Annotated in this window: 13 protein-coding genes; 5 read left to right on the forward strand and 8 right to left on the reverse strand. The window is 66.1% G+C overall.

Translation table 11 applies throughout. From position 1 onward, the window contains the following. Positions 1-2: 2 nt before the first annotated feature. The 5 genes from tssE to V6F88_RS24900 form a co-directional block, all read right to left on the reverse strand. Positions 3-488 (reverse strand): type VI secretion system baseplate subunit TssE, encoded by a 486-nt coding sequence (tssE, locus tag V6F88_RS24880; protein ID WP_046807641.1) that lies wholly within the window; start codon positions 486-488, stop codon positions 3-5. Positions 489-555: 67 nt separating this feature from the next. After that, positions 556-1059, reverse strand: a complete 504-nt coding sequence (locus tag V6F88_RS24885) for an Hcp family type VI secretion system effector (RefSeq protein WP_006226591.1) — start codon at positions 1057-1059, stop codon at positions 556-558. A gap of 45 nt (positions 1060-1104) precedes the next feature. Continuing rightward, entirely contained in the window at positions 1105-2604 is a 1500-nt protein-coding gene (gene tssC / locus V6F88_RS24890) for a type VI secretion system contractile sheath large subunit (protein WP_332612924.1), read from the reverse strand. Next, a complete protein-coding gene (gene tssB, locus V6F88_RS24895; RefSeq protein ID WP_006226593.1) occupies positions 2597-3112 on the reverse strand; it encodes a type VI secretion system contractile sheath small subunit in 516 nt (171 codons plus the stop codon). The genes tssC and tssB overlap by 8 nt, the downstream gene beginning before the upstream one ends. Before the next feature lie 72 nt (positions 3113-3184). Further along, complete coding sequence (locus V6F88_RS24900; RefSeq protein WP_332612927.1) at positions 3185-3940, reverse strand: tetratricopeptide repeat protein; 756 nt, start codon at positions 3938-3940, stop codon at positions 3185-3187. A 156-nt stretch (positions 3941-4096) separates the two neighbouring features. On the opposite strand from V6F88_RS24900, the gene tssJ reads away from it, so the two are divergent. From tssJ to V6F88_RS24925, 5 genes are read left to right on the forward strand one after another with little or no spacing between them, the layout of a single operon-like run. Continuing rightward, complete coding sequence (gene tssJ, locus V6F88_RS24905; protein ID WP_332612929.1) at positions 4097-4714, forward strand: type VI secretion system lipoprotein TssJ; 618 nt, start codon at positions 4097-4099, stop codon at positions 4712-4714. 60 nt (positions 4715-4774) lie between these two features. Continuing rightward, positions 4775-6121: a type VI secretion system baseplate subunit TssK gene (gene tssK, locus V6F88_RS24910; RefSeq protein WP_332612931.1), complete on the forward strand. Its 1347-nt coding sequence runs from the start codon at positions 4775-4777 to the stop codon at positions 6119-6121. A gap of 13 nt (positions 6122-6134) precedes the next feature. Next, entirely contained in the window at positions 6135-6914 is a 780-nt protein-coding gene (icmH, locus tag V6F88_RS24915) for a type IVB secretion system protein IcmH/DotU (protein ID WP_052946138.1), read from the forward strand. Further along, on the forward strand, positions 6911-15466 hold the full coding sequence (tssI, locus tag V6F88_RS24920; protein ID WP_332612933.1) for a type VI secretion system tip protein TssI/VgrG: 8556 nt from the start codon (positions 6911-6913) through the stop codon (positions 15464-15466). The genes icmH and tssI overlap by 4 nt, the downstream gene beginning before the upstream one ends. 25 nt (positions 15467-15491) lie before the next feature. Further along, complete coding sequence (locus V6F88_RS24925; protein ID WP_332612935.1) at positions 15492-15992, forward strand: hypothetical protein; 501 nt, start codon at positions 15492-15494, stop codon at positions 15990-15992. A 39-nt stretch (positions 15993-16031) separates the two neighbouring features. Here the strand turns inward: V6F88_RS24925 and V6F88_RS24930 are convergent, their stop codons facing one another. From V6F88_RS24930 to V6F88_RS24940, 3 genes are read right to left on the reverse strand one after another with little or no spacing between them, the layout of a single operon-like run. Further along, a complete protein-coding gene (locus V6F88_RS24930) occupies positions 16032-18350 on the reverse strand; it encodes a phospholipase effector Tle1 domain-containing protein (RefSeq protein ID WP_332612937.1) in 2319 nt (772 codons plus the stop codon). Beyond that, the gene (locus V6F88_RS24935) at positions 18343-19122 is read right to left on the reverse strand and encodes a hypothetical protein (RefSeq protein ID WP_332612939.1); all 780 of its coding nucleotides are present in this window, start codon (positions 19120-19122) and stop codon (positions 18343-18345) included. Before V6F88_RS24935 ends, V6F88_RS24930 begins: the two co-directional genes overlap by 8 nt. Then, complete coding sequence (locus V6F88_RS24940) at positions 19115-20107, reverse strand: DUF4123 domain-containing protein (protein WP_332612941.1); 993 nt, start codon at positions 20105-20107, stop codon at positions 19115-19117. The genes V6F88_RS24935 and V6F88_RS24940 overlap by 8 nt, the downstream gene beginning before the upstream one ends.

Consider the following 20107-nt stretch of genomic DNA (forward strand, 5'->3'; position numbering starts at 1 on the left):
CTTCAGACCGTGGCGGGCGTCTTGGCCCAGCCACGGGTCACGGAGTACTGCAACGTCGACGGCTGCAAGGTGGCGTCAAACGTCACGGGTTCGTGGGCCGGGCCCACGTCCAACATGGCCGTAATCGCAAAATACAGCACCGACGTCGCGCGGCTGTCCACCTGCAACATCACCCGGACGTGGGTCAGCCGGGGCTCGTGCCGCGCAATCGCCTGCTCCAGCGAGCGGCAGATGAATTCGCGGTCGTAATGGCTGGCCAGGCTCAGCCCGGAAAAATCCGATAGCCCGTAGGTCAGCAACGAACGCTGGCAATTCGGATAACGCCGCAGGTCTTCCTCGGTGAACACCATGCGGGTGTTCAGCAGCGCTTCGATGTCGCGCGCCACCGTTTCCTTCATTTCCTCGATCGACAGGCGCCGAAGCGCGTAGGGCGATTGCCCCTCGCCTTCGAACAGCTTGTCAAAGAGGCTCGGTTCGAAACCTTTCATCGGGGCCTCACATAAAAAAAGACGGCGACCCGGCTCGGGCCGCGGTCTTTTGCGTGCCCGGCTGTGATCAGACCGAGTAGGTCTTGTCGTTCTTGGTCAGGCTCCAGGCGCCCTGGGCGTTACCGCCCTGGTTGCCGCCCACCTTCTGCTGCGTGTACTTCCACTGCACGGCGGCGTACTTCAGCGAGAACGATTCATGCGGCAAGCCTTCGGCGACCACTTCGGGCGCAACGCGCGCGATGATCACGTACTTGAGCTTGATTTCCAGGTACTTGACGCGGTTGCCTTCGCCGTCGGCGCGCAGGAAGTCGATGGTGACTTCGTCAAAGGTCGTGCCGCCCGAGGCGTGCTGATACAGCAGCGGGCTGACCACGTCCAGGTCCTTGGTGAAGACCATTTCGCCATGTTCGGTACGTTCGGCGGTATGGCCACCCGAGGTCGAGGCGGTAGCGGAACGCGGCTGAATGATCTCGTGACGCCACGAGCTGACTTCGATCCAATCCGGGTGGTCCTTGTCTTGCGACTCGCCCTTGAGCGCCGGATTGCCGAACTTGACGTAGATGTCCTTCATTGTTGTAAACCTCTTTGAATGGATGAGTTGTCAGTGCAACGACGATCAGGATTTCTGAGCCTGCGCCGGCAATTCGGCGACCAGACGCAACGAGATCGAGAGTTCGTCAAGCTGGAAATGCGGCCGCAAAAACGCCACGGCCCGGAAGACGCCAGGACGTCCAGGAACCTCGGCCACCTGCACCGAGGCTTCGCGCAGCGGGAACTGCGCTTTTTGTTCCTGCGTCGCGTTGTCGTCCAGCAGCACGTACTGCGACACCCAACGATTCAGGAAACTCTCTACGGACTGCGCCGACGCAAAGCTGCCGATCTTGTCGCGCATCATCGCCTTCAGGTAATGCGCCACGCGCGATACCGAGAAGATGTATTGCAGCTGCGCCGACAACACCGCGTTGGCGTTGGCGCTGTCCGTGTTGTATTTCTTTGCCTTCTGCACCGACTGCGCGCCGAAGAACGCCGCATAGTCCGAGTTCTTGCAATGCACCAGCGGGATCAGGCCCTGATCGCTCAGTTCCTTTTCGCGGCGGTCGGTGATGGCGATTTCCGTCGGGCACTTCAGCGCGATTTCGCCGTCGTCCGTCTTGAAGGTGTGGGTCGGCAGGTTCTCGACCAGGCCACCGCCCTCGACGCCACGGATGGCGGCGCACCAGCCGAAGTCCGCGAATGCGGCCGTCAGGCGCGCACCGAACGCCCAGGCGGCGTTGCACCACAGGTACTTGGAATGGTCGGTGCCGTCCACGTCTTCCACAAAGTTGAAGCCTTCGACGGTGGTGCCTTCCACGGGGTCGTACGGCAAGCGCCCCAGAAAGCGCGGCATGGTCAGGCCAACGTAACGCGAATCTTCCGAATCGCGGAAGCTGCGCCACTTGGTGTATTCCACCGTGTCGAACACCTTGGCCAGATCGCGCGGGCGACCCAGGTCGGCAAAGCTGTCCAGCCCCAGCAGCTCGGGCGAGGCCGACGCGATGAAGGGCGCGTGCGAGGCCGCGGCCACGTGCGACATCTGCTCGATGAAGTACATGTCCTCGGGCTGGCGCGTGATTTCGAAGTTGCCCAGCAGGGCGCCAAAGGGCGCGCCGCCGAAGGTGCCGAATTCTTCTTCGTAGACCTTCTTGAACATCAGACTTTGATCAAAGTCGATCGCAGTCTGGAAGTCGCGAACCAGATCACGCTTGGTGGTGTTCAGGACCTTGATCTTCAGCATCGGGCTGGTGTCGGTCTCTTGGCAAAGGTAGTGCAGGCCGCGCCAGGTGCTTTCCAGCTTCTGGAATTCCGGGGCGTGCATCACCTCGCTAAGCTGGGCCGAGATCAGTCGATCAAGCTCGGCAACGCGCGCGTCCAGCATGGCCGACAGGTTGTCGGAGACGACCACGGTGCCCTTCATCACTTCGCGCACCAGCTCGCCGATGATGTCCTTGGCGCGGTCGTGTTCGGCGGTGGACTTGGCGACGCGGCTTTGCTCGACGATCTGGTCCAGCAGGCCGCTCTGGCCGTCGGCGGAAGCGGCGGCGGTGGCGGTGTTCTGTGCGGCGGCGGAATTACTCATTGCGGCCTCCCTTGTCGGTCTCGCTGGTCAGCTGTTGCAGTTTTTCGGTGCTGGTCAGCACTTCGCCCAGCAGGTCCTCCAGCTTGTCGTTACCGGCAAGCTTGTTGCGCAGGTCGGCCAGCTTGGTACGGATATCCAGCAGCTCGCGCAGCGGGTCCACCTGCTGCACGACGGCTTCGGGGCGGAAGTCCTCGATGGAACGGAACTTCAGGTCCACGCCAAACGTGCCGCCTTCCTCGGTCAGGCTGTTCTTGACCCGGTAGGCGGCGCGCGGCTCCAGGCCACGCATCACGTCGTCGAAATTGTCGACGTCGATGTTGACGAACTTGCGGTCTTTCAAACGCGGCAGTTCGGCTTCGGACTGCGCGCTGAAATCCCCCACTACGCCGACCACGAACGGAAGTTCCTTCTGTTCGATGGCGTCGCCCTTCTCAACGTCATACGTGAGCTGAACGCGCGGCGGACGGACTTTCTGCAGTCGTTTCTGAACGCTTTCTTTCTTGGCCATGGAAGGCTCCGTGCAAAGGATCGTGTCTATCGGTCAGCCGTAAGCCGCAGGGCGCGGCGCACGATGAGGCGTTTACTTGGTAAGCAGGTCGCCGAACGGATTTGGCGCGCGGTTGGGCTGCTGGGCAGGCGTAGGAGTAGGTGTTTGCGTGGCGGGCTGGCGGCTGGGCTGCGCGGCGGGTTGTGCAGCGGGCGCGGCGCCAGACGATGCGGCTTGGGACGCGGGCATACCGGCTGCGGGCATACCGGCGGCGGGCGTACCGGCGGCGGGCGTACCGGCTGCGGGCGTACCGGCTGCGGGCGTACCGGCTGCGGGCGCAGTCGGATCTACCTTGCGCGGCTGACGCGGGCGCGGCGGCGGCGGGCGGCGGCCTTCCGGGAACAACACGTCCTGACCCAAGGTCTCGCGCATCGAGGCGGCCAGCGCCACGGCGTCGGCGCGGGCATTGCCAGCCAGCAAGGCGTCGGCACGCAGATCGGCCAGCGACTGCATTGCCACGCGCAGCCCGCCCACGGCGCGCACGGTCTTGGCCACGAAGTCGTCAGGGTTGCGGCTTAACGTTTCATCGGCAGCCACGATGGCCTGGCCATATTTCTGTTCGTCAAAACGAATTTTCGCGATGTAGGACCACGGCTCGCCCTGCGTCGGATTGCGCTGGGCGATTTCTTCGAATTGCGCGACGGCCTGCTCCGCGCCCTTCTGCGCCAGCGTCTTTTCCGCGGCGGCCATGGACTGTTTGTATTCCGCTTCCGACTGCGGTTTTACCGACGTACAACCGGCCATCAAAGCGACGACGCCGGCGACTACGACGAGGCGGGAAAAGGGCATGTTTAAGCACCTAGCAGGGGTTGTAACTAGGGGCCGTATTTCAACAACCTTTTGTTAGCGCGGCGCTACAGCGCGTGACTTCATGTTACTTGCGTCGAAACTGCACGCAACGTGTCGCGATCTGTATTGCTTCACACAGTTCCGGTATAAAGGGCCATGTCCAAACATATCCATTTATCACGTTTGTTCGCAGCGGCAGCATGCATGCTGGCAAGCACCGCCATCACTGGATGTGCAGCGGTTTCGGCCATCGGCGCGGTGGCTGGTTTGACCGGGAATGCGATGGAGATGGCGGGCCTGAAAAAGCAGGAAAACGCGCCCGTGGAAGTGAAATTAGCGATTCATGCGGGAGAAAATTTGAACGCCGGCGCGGGGCAAGCGATGGCCGTAGTTACAAAAATATACTACCTGAAGAATCCTGAGCAATTCCAACGTGCGCCGCTTACGCAATTGATAGACACTGCGCAAGAGAAAGCCACGCTGGGGGAAACCGTGCTGGGTTCACGCGAGCTCCCGCTCACGCCGGGACAGCGCATCGAGAGCATTGAAAAAGTCCCCAAGCAAGCGGAGTACATCGCAGTCGCCGGCCTGTTCTATGCGCCGGCGCCGATGCGTTGGAAGTACGTATTCAAAGTCGACGACGTGAAAGACAGCGGCATTGTTCTGGGCGCGCACGCTTGCGCGCTGACGGTGGCCACGGGCAAACCCACGTTGCCGGCAGGCATACCCAGCTACGACCCCGCGCGCCTGTCCGGCGTGCAGTGTCCTGGTTGACGCGCGCCGCGCGATTGCCCGCCTTCTATATATAGAGATAGAAAGACAAGGAGCGCCAACTTGAGTTATTCAGCCAAAGTCCTGTGGGGCGAGGGCCTGTTCCTCCGGCCGCAACATTTTCAGCGGCAGGACGCGTATCACGAGGACCGCTTGGCCGAGATGGCCCGCGCCCTGCATCCCTATGCATGGGGGCTGCGATCCGCGCGTTTCGATGCGTCGGCACTGGCCAACGGCATGCTGCGCGCCATTGAAATGACGGCCGTGTTTCCCGACGGCGAACTCTACAACGCACCGCATGGCGACGAGCTGCCCCCGCCCGTGGCGCTGACGGCGCTGGATGGCGTGAGCGAAGCGGTTTTCTATCTGGCCATCCACCCGCTCAAGGCGATTGGGGGCAATTATCGCGACGGCCAGACCGCCGGCAATTTCGATACCCGCTACACGCACGACAACGCCCCCGCGCCCGATCTGTACACCGGCGCAACCACGGCCGAGCTGACATTCCTGCGCAAGGACGTGCGGCTGATTTCGGAGTTTGAACCGCGCGACGAACTGTTGGCGATTCCGGTGGCCCGCGTGCGCCGCACGGCCAGCGCCGGTTACGAGCTGGACAATTCCTTCATCGCCCCCAGCCTGTCGCTGACGGCTTCGGGCGCGCTGCACGAACAGCTGCGCCGGCTGCTGGACGCGTTGCAAGCCAAGGTCAATGCGCTGTACGGCTTTCATCGCGAGCCCAGCAAGAACATCATTGAATTCCGCTCGGGCGATGTTGCATCATTCTGGCTGCTGCACACGGCCAACGAAGCCTACGCCACGCTGTCGCACTTGTTCCACCACCCGCAGTTGCACCCCGAACGCCTGTTCCAGGAACTGGCGCGGCTGGCGGGCGCGTTGATGACATTTTCGAAGGTGCACACGCTGGCCGACCTGCCCGTGTACCGCCACGATGCGCCTGGCCCGGCGTTTGCGCGCATGGACGAAATCCTGCGCGACCTGCTGGAAACGGTGATCTCGACGCGCTACTTTTCCATCGTGCTGGAAGAGCTGCGGCCCTCGTTCCACATGGGCCGGCTGGATTCCGAAAAGCTCGACGAGACCACGTCGCTCTATCTGTCGGTGGAGGCCGCCATGCCGGCCCGCGAGCTGTCAGAAAGCGTGCCGATGCGCTTCAAGGTGGGCGCCCCCGAAGACGTCGACAAGCTAGTGCTGTCCGCCATGCCCGGCGTGCCGCTGACCTATACGCCGCAGGTGCCGCCGGCCGTGCCCGTGAAACCGGGCGCGGTGTATTTCGCGCTACAGGCGCGCGGCTCGCTCTATGACCGCATGCTGCAAGCACGCAGCATTGCCATCTACGCCCCCGCAGGCATTCCCGAACTGAAGTTGGATTTGATCGCAGTCACCCGCTGACAGGAACCGTGCCATGACCGCCGACGCCCCTTCCCTGATGTCCGGCGCGACGCTGCCTCAGCGCGCCGCCGACTTCCATGCCAGCCGCCCCGCCAAGTCATTGCTGGACCTGTTGTACGACGGCTTCCTGATGTTGTTCCTGGTCAAGAGCGGCCAGGAACCGACCGACGCCGCCGCCTTCTCGGCGCGCGTGCAGCAGTTTCTGGCGGACTACGAACGCGCCGCCAAGAAGCTGGATATTCCGGCCGAAGACGTCTACGCGACCAAGTACGCCTTTTGCGCCGCCGTCGATGAAACCGTGTTGAATTCCGGCTTCGCGATTCGTGACGCCTGGATGTTGCAACCGCTGCAACTGACGCTGTTCGGCGAGCAGCTGGCGGGCGAGAATTTTTTTGCACGTCTGGAAGACCTGCGTGCGCAAGGCGCGCCTCGCCTGCAATCGCTTGAGATCTACTACATGTGCCTGCTGCTGGGCTTCCAGGGCAAATACCTGATCGAAGGCCAGGAAAAACTGGGCTACCTGACCGCGCGGCTGGGTGATGAGATTGCCCTGCTGCGCGGCAAGCGCACCGGCTTTGCGCCGCATTGGCAACTGCCCGACAAGATTGCCCACACGCTCAAGCGCGACGTGCCGCTATGGTCGATCATGGCGGTGTTTGCGCTGCTGGGCCTGCTGGCATTCCTGGGCATGGGCCACTTTCTGAATTCCGAAATGCAGACGGCGATGGCGCCGTACCACGACATCGTCAAGCTGGGTCCGCGCGCCGCGCACCTGACCATTTCGCTGCCATGAACGCTACGCCTTCGAACCCGTCGAGCGCCTCGGCCTACTCGTCGATGAACATCGCCACCTTGTCGCAACAGGCGCGCATGCTGCGCGTCAGCACGCCGCTGGACGCCGAATTGGTGCCCGAACGGATGACGCTGCGCGAAGGCGTGTCGCGCCTGTTCGCGTTGACGCTGGACTGCCTGGCCGCTAGCGCCGAGCTCGATGTAAGCGGCCTGCTGGGCAAGGAAATCACCGTCAGCCTGTTGCAGGCGGATGGGTCGATGCGCCGCTGGCATGCCGTGGTCGAAGGCGTGGACGCGCTGGGCGCCGATGGCGGTCTGGCCCGCTACCGCTTGCACGCCGCGCCATGGATGGCCGCGCTGGCGCTGCGCCGCGACAGCTTCATCTACCAAGATCAGTCCGTGCAGGACATCGTCAGCGACATCTTTGCGGATTATCCCCAGGCGGCCTTTGCGTTTGAAGTCACCGAGGCACTACCCGCGCGCGCGGCTTGCACGCAGTACCGCGAATCGGACCTGCAATTCGTGCAGCGCATCCTGGCCGAGGCAGGCCTGTCGTATCGCTTCGAGCACCAACAGGACGACGGCCAGGCGGCCGGCGGCGGAGCACGCCATCGCGTCGTGATCTTCGATGCGGGCGCGGCGCGGCCCGAAGACCCGGCCTCGCCCCTGCGTTTTCATCGCAGCGACGCCACCGAAACCCGCGACAGCATCACGCATTTCTCAGCGGCCCAGTCCGTGCGCCCGAACGCCGTGGCGCGCGCCGCCTGGAACGAACGCACACTGACCGCGCATGCCGCGCAAAGCCGCTCGTCGGTGCAGGTGGAAGCCTTGCCCGTGCTTGAGGATTACGACTACGCCGGCCATGGCCGCTACGCCGACGACGACGCCGCCGAACAAAGCGCCGCGCGTTCGTTGCGCGCCCACGAATCGCGCATCGTCCGCTTCAAAGGCGCGGGCACGGCGCGGTCGCTGGCCCCCGGGCGCTTGTTCGCCATGACGCAGCACGAACGCTATGCCGAGGGCGGCGGCGGGCAAGCGGTGGATGAGCTGGGCGGCAACCGTTACGTGGTGCTGGAGGTAGTGCACGAAGCCACCAACAACCTGGAGGCACAGGCCACCCCGGTGGCAAGCAGCGCCGACATGGAACGCGGCACCTATCGCAACCGCTTCACCGCGCAGCCCGAGGCGGCCGCGCTGATGCCCGCGTGGCGCCCGCGCCCGACCGCGCCCGAAGGCCTGGTGGCGGTGGTGGTCAGCGCCGGCGACGCCCCCATCACGTCCGACCGCGACCTGCGCGTGAAAGTGCAGTTTCCCTGGCAGCGCGGCGACAAGCCCGTCACCGGTGGCCTGCCGCACAAGACGCACGGCGACGCCAGCGGCAACGCGCCGGGCGACGACCGCTCGGGCACGTGGCTGCGCGTAGCCAGCGCGCAAGCGGGCCCCAACTGGGGTGCGCATCATTTGCCCCGAGGCGGCACGGAAGTCATCGTGGAATTTATCGATGGCGATATCGACAGGCCCGTGGTTGCCGGTCAGCTTTATAACGACGCGGACCTGCCGCCCTGGTCCGCCGGCGAGAACGCCGAAGCGAATCACGCCGGCGTACTGAGCGGCTGGCATAGCCACGGCCTGGACGGCGCGGGCCGCAACCAGTGGGTGTTTGACGACACGCGCGGCAAGCTGCGCACGCGGCTGGCCAGCTCGACCGCCGCCACGCAGCTGGGCCTGGGCCATCTGGTCGAACAGGACCTGGACGACGCCAACCGGGGCCAATGGCGCGGCACGGGCTTTGAACTGCGTTCGGACGCATGGACGGTCGTGCGGTCGGGCCAGGGCATGCTGGTGTCGGCCACCGCGCGCGAACAAGCCAAGTCCACGCAGGCGGATGCGCAGGAGGCCTTGCTGTTGCTGCGTGGCGCGCAAGACGCATCGCGCCGTTTGAACGACAGCGCTGGCCAGCATCAGGCGCGCACGATGGCGGCGGCCGACGGCTATGACGAACTGCTGGCGACGCTGGACCCGGAGCAGGACGGCCGCTATGCTGCCCAGATCAACGGCCAGGCCGCCGGCAAGGCGGCCAACGGCCAGCGCACGGATTCGGCCGCCGTCGAACGCATCAACGGCCCCCACCTGCTGATCGATTCCCCCAATTCCCTGAACCTGGCCACGCCGGCCAGTGCCGTGCTGCATGCGGGCAAGCACCTGCACGCCACCGCGCAATCGGACGCGCACGTGTCCGCGCAGCAAACGTATTCGGCGGTGTCCGCGCGCTCGGCCAGCGTGTTCGCGCAGCAAGGCCCCATCCGCGCCATTTCGGCGCAAGCGCCAGTGTCGCTGCACGCACATACCGACATCCTGGAAGCGCTGGCGGGCCAGGACATCACCGTGACGTCGTCGGCCGAAGGCATCGAGATCCTGGGCAACCAGCGCGTGACCCTGCAAGCCGCGGGCGGCAGCGTAACGCTGGACGGGGCCGACATTGTGTTCAAGGGACCGGGCCTGTTCTCGGTCAAGGGCGCCACGCACAATTTCGTGGGCCCCGGCAGCGACGCCGCCAACTTGCCGGCCTTGCCCAGCACCACGGTCGACGATCCTCTGATCGTCAGCGCCGAACTGGTGCACAAGGACGGCGCCATGGCGTCCGCCGTCAAGAAAGCCGCGTCCGGACTGATGGCCGGTTTCGGCGGCGCGGCGGGAGCCGGCGCCGGGACCGGGCTGGGCGCGCTGGGCGACGCCATGCCCAGCGGCCTGGCCAGCCTGGGCCAGACGGCGGCAGGCGCCGCCTCCAAGCTGTCGCAGCTTGCCGGCCAGGCCAACACGCTGGCAGGGCTTGCCAAGAACCCGATGGGCGCGCTGTCCGCCGCCCCGGGCCTGCTGGGCAACACCAGCCCCGCGATGGGCGGGCTGCTGAACACCGCCAAGAACACCATGGGCATGGTCTCGCAAGCGCAAGGCATGGTCGCGCAGGCAAAGGCCATGGTCGCAAACCCCATGTCGGCACTGCCCGCCGCGTCGGGCATGCTGGGCTCGGTGGCCCCGGGCGCCAGCGGCATGATCGATTCCGCCGCGTCGGCAGCGGGCACCGTGTCGCAAGCGGCGGCTTTCATCAAGGACCCTTCGGCGGCATTGCCCGCCGCGACGGACATGCTGGCTTCCGTCGCGCCGGAAGGCGCGTCGGGAATGATTTCCGGAGCGGCGACGTTCGCGGGCGTGGGATCGGGGGCGGGAGCGACGTCCGTGGCAAGCGCCACGCCGGCGGCGACTGGTACGCCAAGCGCGGCAACTGCCGGTACAGCGTCTGCGCCACAAGCATCTGCCGCGAGTTCCGCTGCGAATCCCTCCGGTGCGCCCTCGCCTGCGGTTGCGAGCGCATCGCCTGACGCATCGGCATCGCCCGACGGGGCTGGGGCTGGGGCTGGGGCTGGGGCTGGGGCTGGGGCTGGGGCTGGGGCTGGTGCTGGTGCGGGCGGTGGAACTGTTGCTGGTGCTAGTGCTAGTGCTAGTGCTAGTGCTGGCGCTGGCGCAGCGCCGGTCGCAAACAGCAGCGTGTCGGTCGCGCCCGCGCCAACGACAGGTGCAGCGTCGACGGCTGCGAACGCTACCGCGACCGCCGACGCAGGCGGCGCGACCAGCGCCTCCGGTCCAGCTGGCGTCGTAGCGTCTGCCCCGCCAACTGCCGGCACGGGCACACCCGTGTCCAGCGCTTCCGCCGCAGGTACGGCACCCGTCAACGCAACCGGTACCTCGTCCGTTGCGACGTCGGCCCCGTCTGCTGTCGCAACACCCGATGCGCCCGCCAGCGATTCCCTGATCGCGAACACTGGGGCGCCTTCTGTTGCCGATGCGGCCGGCCCGTCGGCCGCCCCTTCGATTGCCGTCGCAAGCGCATCCACGGTCGCGCCTTCGATTACCGCTGCTGGTGCGTCGACGGTCGCGCCTTCGATCGCCGCTGCCGGTGCGTCGACGGTCGCGCCTTCGATTGCTGCTGCCGGTGCGTCGACGGTCGCGCCTTCGTTCGCTGCTGTCGGTGCTGCGTCGGCCACGCCTTCGATTACGGCTGCGAGTGCGTCCGCGGTCATATCGGGCGGCGCGTCTTCTGGCGCCGCCTCGATTGCGGCAGCTGGGGCGGCTACCGGTGCTTCGTCATTCGCCGCTTCGGTAGCGTCGACGACGCCTTCATTCGACTCGTCCGCGGTTGCAGGCGCTTCAGACACTTTCGTATCTCCCACGGCGGACGTTGCCGTGTCGCCGGCTTCGGCGGCTCTCGTATCGGCGTCCACGGAAAGCATCGCGTTGCCGGGCGACGTTGTGTCGGCCGCGTCAGTGCAAGCCGGACCGGCAGCCGGCGACTTCACCGGCGCCGCCACGTCGTCGCCACCATCCATCGCGACAGGCCACGGCATGACCGCCGCGACCGCCGCGACCTCCGTGAACGCGGCCTACAGCGGGGCAGTCTCCTCTGGCGACGCGTATAACGCCGCCTCCTCTCACGCCGCCTCTTCTAACGTCGACTCTTCTCACGTCGGCTCTTCTCACGCCGCCGCTTCTAACGTCGCCGCACCTAACGCCGCCCCTTCTAACGCGGCATCTATCAACAGCGCATCCACTCCCCCCGCGACCTTAGCGGCAGCATCCGCCCACGCAGCATCGCAAGTCGGCGCGCTGGCGGGTTCCGGAGTTGCATCGGTGGCCGCAACCGCCGCCCGCGCGTCGACCACGGCGGCGGACGGAGCTTCGCCGCTGACGACGGATCTGCCGCCGGGGTCCGCCGCGCCCGACACCCACCTCGCCCAGACAAGCGCCGACGTCGACCGGCGGAAGCGGGTCGACGAGACATCGGCCGCCGCAACAACGCAGCCATCGCCCAGCTTCGGGACCGCCGCGGCAACCACGCAGTCGTCGCGCACTTCCGCGTCCGCAGCGGCAACAACGCAATCGTCGCCCACCTCCGCGCCCGCCTCCGCCTCCGCGTCCGCCGCAGTGGGGACGCAATCGTCGCCCTCTTTCGCTGCGTCCGTGTCTCCCGGCCAACAAGGCGCGGCCTCAGTCACAGCATCCGCGCACCCACGCGACACGCGCGACACGTCGACTTTGCCGAACGCTACGCTGCTCGCGACCGTGACCGCCAGCGCGGGCACGCTGCTGGCCGGCGCCGCAAACGCGGCCGGCAATACGGCTGCCGCAGCATCTTCGGCAGCCGTTGCTGGCGGCGCGCTGTCTGACCCGGCTACGCTGGCCACCGTCGTTCCGCAGTCCTCTGGCGCCATGCAAGGATTCAGCTGGCCCGGCGCCGTGAACGGCGCATCGCCGTCCTCTGCCGGGACCGTGACGCAAGGCGACCAGCTTGCGCAATTAACGAGCACCGGCCACGCAGGTTCGGCAACGGGACCTTCGGCCGACATCTCCTCCGGTATCCCCGCTGGTATGTCCGCTGAGGTTCCCGCTAACGTCCCCGCTGGTATGCCCGCTGAGGTTCCCGCTAACGTCTCCGCTAACGTCCCCGCCGACGTCTCTGCAAACGTCTCCGCCCATGCCGCTGGCGTTGCAGCCCCGGACGGCGGCGCGTTGACCGCATCCAGCGACACCCTGCCGGCGACGGGCGGCCTGTCTGGCGACGGCCCTGCCGTGGCCGCCGGCATCCCCACGCAAACGCCTGGCTTCGTCCCTGCCTCGCAAAGCACCCTGCCGCAGGGCGCGGGCCTGCCGGGCGGCTCGGGTGAAGGCGGCTTGACCTTCCCCAGCAACCCCTCATCAGCGGGGGCCAGCGCGACATCCGGCGTTGGCGGGATCGGCGCAGGCGCAGGCGGCATCGGCGCAGGCGCGGCAGCGGGCCTGGGAGGCTCCGGCGGCAGCGCGGCTGGCTCGACTACGGCAGCGACCAGCGCCGCGACGGGCTCCGCCGGCAGCGCTGCGACCTCCGCCGCCGCGCCTGCCGCAGCCTCACCTGACGTAGCGACAAGCGCAGCCGGAGCAACCCCGGCAAGCGTCACCGCGACGACCGCCGCCGGGGACTCGTCCGTCGCCAGCGTCGCGGGAAGCGAGTCCGGCTCTGCGGCGTCGGCAGGCGCGGGCGTCAACACGGCGCCCTCCGCAGCGGACGCTAGCTCGACCGGCACCGTCGGCGGTACCGCGAACGCAGCTACTGTGGCTGGTGCACCGGCGACCCCCTCGGCGGACGCTGCTTCCAGCGCCAGCGCCGGCACTTCGACCAGCGCGCCAGCCCATGCGGCCGGCGGCCCATCGGGCGGCGCGACAACAACAGCCGGCGGCCCATCGGGCGGCGCGACAACAACGGCCGGCGGCCCATCTGGCGGCGCGACGACAACGGCCGGCGGCGCATCGGGCGGCGCGACGACAACGGCCGGCGCCGCCTCGGCCAACGGCGCGTCCACTCCCACATCGGCTTCGCCCGCCGGCAGCGCGCCCTTGGGCAAAGCCCCCGCCGCAACGCCACCGGCATCGGCCGGCACGGCAGCCACCGCGGCACCTGCCACGCCGGATGCGAACCTGGGTAGCGCCACCGCGCGCGCGGCGGGCATGTCCGACAGCACGCCCGCCACCAGCGCCACTGACCTGTCCGCCGCCGCAGGCGCGGGTGCGGGCGCGTCCGCCGCCGCTTCCAGCGCCGGCAGTTCCGGCGCAGTAGGCTTCGGCGCCGTTGCGGCCGGCGGCGGGCTGGCGACCTTTGCGCAGCAAGCCAGCGCCGCGTCCACTGCGCTGTCCAGCGCTTCCACCTTCGCGGCAGGCGGCGTCAGCGCCAACGTGGGCGCGGCCATCGTGCCGGTCATGACGCAGGCGCTGAACGCCGGCGGCGACCGCATGGCGGCCTTGAGTTCGGCCGTTGACACGCTGTTCACGTTGCCCGACGTCAAGCAAGCCAACATCCCGTCGGTGGCGGGCGCCATCCTCAGCATGCCGGGCCTGTCATCGTCGTCGGTGCCCAGCGTGATCGGCGCCATCCTGCAATCGCCCACCTTGGCCACCGAGACGCTGCCCAAGGTGGCCGAGGTGCTGATGAAGATACCCGGCGTGGCCGAGTCCCCGCTGCCGCAGATCGCGCGCGACGTGCTTGACTCGGTCGGCCTGGGCCCCGTGGCGCGCACCCAGGGCACCAACCTGCCCGGCGGCGCGCCGCCCGCCGACGGCTCCGGCCGCGCGGTGCCCGGCGTGTCCGCCTACCGCGCCCGCCAGGACGGCGCGCGCCTGCAATACGTGAACCTGGAACAGGTTGCCGAACGCTGGAACGACGGCAGCGCGCTGACCACCACCGAACGGCAATCGAACCGCCCGCGCATCCACGTGGAATTCAATCGCCCCGGCCAGCACCGCTTCACCATCACCGTGAAGGCCGACTCCGCCAACATCCCCTACTCCGCGCGCGAACGTGGCCGCCGCGCCAGCTATCAGGAACCGCACAGCAACCCGCGCAGCTACGTCACCAACGCCGACGGCACCCGCATCGTCGACGACATCACGCTGCCCGCCGCCGGCCTGAACCTGTACCTGTTCGAAGTGCGCGACGAACGCGGGCAATTGATCAAGACCGAACGCGTTGAAACCGTGCGCCGCCTGTACATCCAGGAGGTCATGTGCATCAGCGCGCATCCGGCCGGCCACCTGGCCGACGTCACGCCCGTCACCGCGGAATTCGCACGGCACGGCATCGACATGATTCAGCTTCCGCGCCTGCAATTCCGGGGCCGCTCGGCGGTTGACGCCGCCGACACCGTCGAGTCGCAGCAAGCCATCATGGACGCCGTGCGCGCGGTCTACACCCCGTCCCCTGGCAAGCAGCGCGAACCCTATACGCTGGTCGTTTGCCACGTTGACCGCCTGGCCGCCCCGGGCATCAGCGGCGACATGCGGCTGCCGGTGCCCGCCGGCCCCGGCGGACGCGTCATGACGGTGCCCATCGTCAACGACGACCGCAGCCGCTCCAGCCTCTGGTACGAATTCGACGCCAGCGACGACTGGCTGGTGCACGCGCGCTACATCCACACGGATGCCTCCGGCGCCGAGCGGTCCATTCCGATTCCGCGCCACCTGATCACCCCGATCCGCGAAAGCAATGGGTCGGTCTGGTCGGTGTCCGTGGACCTGACCCGCATATCGCCCACGCCGCTGACCGGCATGCTGAACATCCAGTTCAACACCGTGGCCGCCAGCTACGCCGGGCTTGCCATCACGGGTTCCAACCTGCTGTTCGTCTCGACGCTGGACCCCTACGAACCCAACTCGCAGGCCTACCTGACCGAGACCCTTGCCCACGAAATGGGCCACTTGCTGGGCATGGTGCCCAGCGGCCCCGACTGGCCCGGCCTGCGCAACCAGGACGAGTCCGCCGACGATTCAAAGCTGGACCCTCCGCCGCACTTCTACTACAACGCGGGGGGGCACTGCTATTACGGCCTGCCGGACCAGAATGGCGAGTACGGCGAGGAGATCGGGCAGTGCGTGATGTACGGCATCACCTGCGCGAACATTCATTTCTGCCCCAGTTGCAGCAAGGCCGTGCGCAAGGTCGACTGCTCCGAAGGCTGGACGACGTTCTGACGCCGGCCCTTTTTAGAAAACCGACATGCCCATCATGACGACCGATTGGATTGAACCCGCCACCTTTGCCTCAGTGCCCTCGCACTCGCAAAAGGAACACGCCTGCATGCCGCCGCTGCAAGGCTACGACGCGCAGATGCGCATCGCCGCGCCCACCCGCGTCACGATCCGCGACGGCAGCACGCTGACCATTCCCATCTGCGCGCGCGGCATCCTGCCCGTGGTAGACGAGCCGCAGCTACCGCGTTTCGTGGCGGTGGACACGCGCACCGGCAAGGTCTATCGCGGCATCGCGTTCAACTACGTGCGGCCCAAGCTGCCCAACGTGTCGGTGGACCCCAGCGAAGGCGCGGCCCCGCCCAAGATTCCGCTGCCGCCCGGCATGACCGTGGAAACGCGCTTCACCACGGATATGGCGGGCGTGCTGCACCTGCCCGCCACCCCCGCGACGTACGAGGTGTATATCGAGGCAGAGAACGTGAAGTCGAATACGGTGACGATAGCGGTCGAAGCGGGGAAGAAGTAGCGGCATCGAAGGCGCTACGCGCGTCCTTCATTCGCCGCGTCACGGCCGCACCGGTGTCATCTGTTGAATGTTCTGCTCTGCCCGGGCGGCCTGGGCCTCGACCTTTTCCGCGTTGCGCATGTCCTTGGCTCGCTGCGACATTTCGGCCTTGGCGTCGGTCTTGGCGAATACATCCTTATCGCGAACACGGAAGTACATCGTGGTGCTGGCCAACAGGTGATCGGGCCAACTGCTCAACATGGCATCGTGCACCAGCCAGTCGAACAAGGTCATGACTTTCGGGGGCAATTGCGTTTTGCCGTCGCGCGCCTCGCGCCAGGCAGTCAGCAGGCGTTGCTGAACCGCGCGCTCGGCCTTGATGTCGGCCATGGGGTCGGCTGCCTTTTCCGGCGTGCCGCCGCCGCGCTTGATCAGTTCATTGCGCATGTTCTCGCGGTCGCGCATGTCCTTGTCCATCAGCTCCATGGTGCGCAGCACCTGCGGGCTATTACGCTCCAGGTCCGCGCGGCGCTGCGCGGTATCGGCATCCTGCTGTTCCGCGTGCTCCAGGCTCTTGTATTCCTCTTCCAGGCGTTCCCACAGCGGCTTGAAACGTTGCGGAGGCAATTCGCCACGGCTTGCCGAGGCGCGTTCCCAACGCTCATTCTTAAGCGCCTCCAGCTCGCGCAGGCGGGCCGTATTCTCCGGCTTGTTGCGTTCCTCGGCGGGCAATGTCGACACGCGTCGCAGTTCTTCGTTGTATTCCTGTTCCGGCGTGAAGTAATCCCGGTCCTTGATCCACGCCTCAGCCGGGTCCGACAGTTCGGCGCGAAACGTGGGGTCCTGGTAACGCACGGCCAGCCAGCGCAGGAATGCCTCCATATGCGGCATGAAGTCTATGCCCGGCTCGTACTTGACGACCTCGCGATACGCTTTGACCAGATCCAGAATCTGGTTCTTCGTACTGCCATCCACAATCGGTTCGGACAGCGAAAACTGCAAATAGGTATCGGGCTTCAGGTCGGCCAGCCTTTCCATGCTGTGAAAGGCCGCGCCGTGAGACAGCGCCTGGTTCATCATGTCGCGCAGCGCCACGCGCGACAGCTCTACGCGCGCATTCAGCGACCCGGGCGGACTGACGCCCGTCACGTCGCCACTGGACCCGGGATACAGATACTGCAGGCCGCGCGTCTTTTCCAGGCTGTCCATGCGCTGATTGCGGCGCAGCTCATGCGCGGCCGCGAAATGCACGCACGTCTGCACGGCGGCTGGCACCGTCAACGTCCTGTCCTTGTGCGTCTGCTTGATAAGGTCCGTGACGGGCAAAAAGCCCAGGAACGTGTTTTCGTCCATGATGGACGCGACCGAATCCAGCAAGCCCATGAAGCGGATCTGGATATCGGCATCTGACTTGTTCTTCGTTCGGTCGCCAATCACCGCCAGGTCGGCATCGTGACGACGGCGGTACTTCTTGACCAGGTCATTCACGAACTGGCGGGCGACCACTCCGCCCCGGTCCGCCCCGAACACGGTGATTTCAATGCGGCGCACATTCTGCCCTTCGCTCACGGCGTCATAGGCCGCCTTGAACTGGCGCAATGCCGAGTCCACGCGCACGTCTACGCCCGTGCCCATCAGGTAGGCCACCGTTTCCTGATCGCGGATGATCGGCACCGTTTCCATCATGGTTGACTTGGCGGCTTCCTTGCCGGCCGTCCAGGCGACCTTCAGGGGATTTTTCTTGAAGCCGGCCCAGAAGCCGCGAACGGTTGCGCGCGCACGGTTCACCACGCGCTCGGGGTCCCACGCATTCCAGATCCGGACCGCCTTTTCGGGCAGCGTCCGCACATCTTTCACGACGTCCTTGTACGCCTTGACCATGGGCTGATACGAGGACTCACGCAGCGACTTCTTCACGGCGGCCGTCAGGCGCCCGGTGAGCTTATGGTTCGGAATCTCGTCCGTGCGCAAGACATTGCCGACGTTGGCCGATATCGCCTTTTGCGCGTTGCCAGCGGCTTTCATGCCCGCCTTCGCGGCGGCATAAATCATGTCGTCGTTTTCCGCGTCGGCATTCAGATCGGTGCCCAGGCCCGAGTAGTAAAACCGAAACCAGTGGTGTTTTTCAGGGCGGCCGGGATCGCTCTGGACATAGTGCGCTTCCCACAAGCGGCAGATGTTCGAATAGTACGTGGGGTGCTTGGCATCTTCGTCGCGGCTACGGCCGAAACCATCAAAAAAGAACCCCATCCGCAGGACCGCACCGCATTCATTGCAGTCGTCCTTGGGGTACGCCGCCTCGTTCTGGGCCATTGCCTTCAGCACCGATGCCGGCGTACGGTTCTCCGGCGGCAAGTCACTGGATTGCGCGTCAGACATTTTTATCTCCCGCCGGGGCGCCCATGGCTTTGATCTGCTCCAGCTTTGCTTGCGGCAACGCCGCGACTTCCCGGGCGAAGTCGCCCGGCGCGCGACCCGGCTTGTCCAGAATCGCCTTCACCTGTGCATCCGAATCGAAGTTCGACGCCACCGTGAAGTACAGCAACATGTATTGACGCAGATCTTGCTTGTCTTCAATACGGTATTTATTCCATGCCGGCTGCAACGCCTTCGCCGTCGCGCGCAGCAGTTCGGCGTCGCTGCGGTAAGCGCCAAGCGATGCGCGATGCTCGCGCCATAGCCAGTCCACGGTATCGACAATGGGAATCCGCGTCTGGCCCAGCAGCTTGCGGCTTAGCGCCAGTTCCATGTGTTCGTCGGGATAGATGTGCAGCTCCAGATACAGCGGACCCTCCCCCGCCGGGATCTCGGCGGCCGGAAATTTGATGGCGCCCTGCCGATCGAAATAGAGCGAGTCGGCCTTGCCATCATGCAAATGCTTGCGCAGCAACTCGGCATCAACGCCGCGCCAGTCCACCGTGAAATCGGTGCCCTTGAGCGTGAAGCAGCAGGTAACCGAGCCCTCGCCGCCGCCCGGGCTGACCTGCATCGTCGACGCCACGCCTTCGCCCTTGTCCTTGACGCTGATGCTGCGGATATTCCACGGCGTGTAGTTATAGGCGATGAAACTGACGCCTTGGTAGACCGGCTCGCTATTGCAACCCGCCAGCATGCCCAGCCACAACAGCGCGGCGATCAATCCCTTACGCATTCATCTCTCCTGAAGGCCCATCCTGACCAGCCCAATGCAAGGCCTGCACCTCGTCCCACACCGCGTCCGGCACGCCCGCCAGCGCCTTTGCCAGCGCGCCGTCGTCACCGGGCTGATACCCCTGCAAGCCCGCACGGATCAGCGAATGCTCATCAAAGCGCGGGGATATCGATACGCCCCACGCCACATAATCGAACATGTCCTTGTCGCCCGCCACGCCGTGTGCGCGCGCGCGTTCCAACTGCACTTGCACGCGCGGCACCAGCGCGTCCTGATCCGGGTCGCCGGGCAGCAGGCCGGGATACAGGCGGCGTAGCTGAACCGCGAGTTTGTCTGGGTAGTCCAGGTCGAACAGCATCTGGTGCTGCTCGGGCGTGAAGCGTTGGATGCCGTCGGGCGGGTTTGCGGGCAGCCTGCCGGTGCCCGACAGCTCGGCCTGCGAGCCATCGCGCAGCGCGTAGCGCAAGGTGATCAGCGGCGAGGCGAAGCAGGTGCGTTGTTCGGCGGTCCAGACTTGCAGGGCGCGCGCCAGGATGCGCGTGTCGTACCAGTGCAGGAAGAACTCGGTATCGTCGGGCAAGGCGTAGTCGCAAAACCGTCCGAAATGCGCGATCAGTTTTTCCAGGGGCACGGCGGACGCGAAGCTCATCATTGCGTAGCGGCCCCCGCTGCGTTCGTGCAGGGCGTTCAACACGCGCACGAGCGGCGTACTGAAATCAGGCCGGCGTGGCCCGCGCAGCACGCCTTGCGATGCGCCGTCCACTTCAATCAGCAGTGGCGCCACGTCGCCATAAATGTCCAGCCCGGTTTGCGCCCAGATCGAGCCAAAACTCAGGTCTTCGGTGGCACTGATGCGCGCCAGCAGATCGGGGTGGCCCCGAAAATCCACGATCACATACGCGCGCGCGGCTTCGCCATAGGGCCCGCGGTGATGGGGCAATTGCGCGAAGGTCGAAAGCAGCGCCTGCTGCCAGGAATAAGCCAT

It is taken from the genome of Achromobacter sp. ESBL13 (assembly GCF_036668755.1).
In the GTDB taxonomy this organism is placed as follows: Bacteria; Pseudomonadota; Gammaproteobacteria; order Burkholderiales; family Burkholderiaceae_B; genus Achromobacter.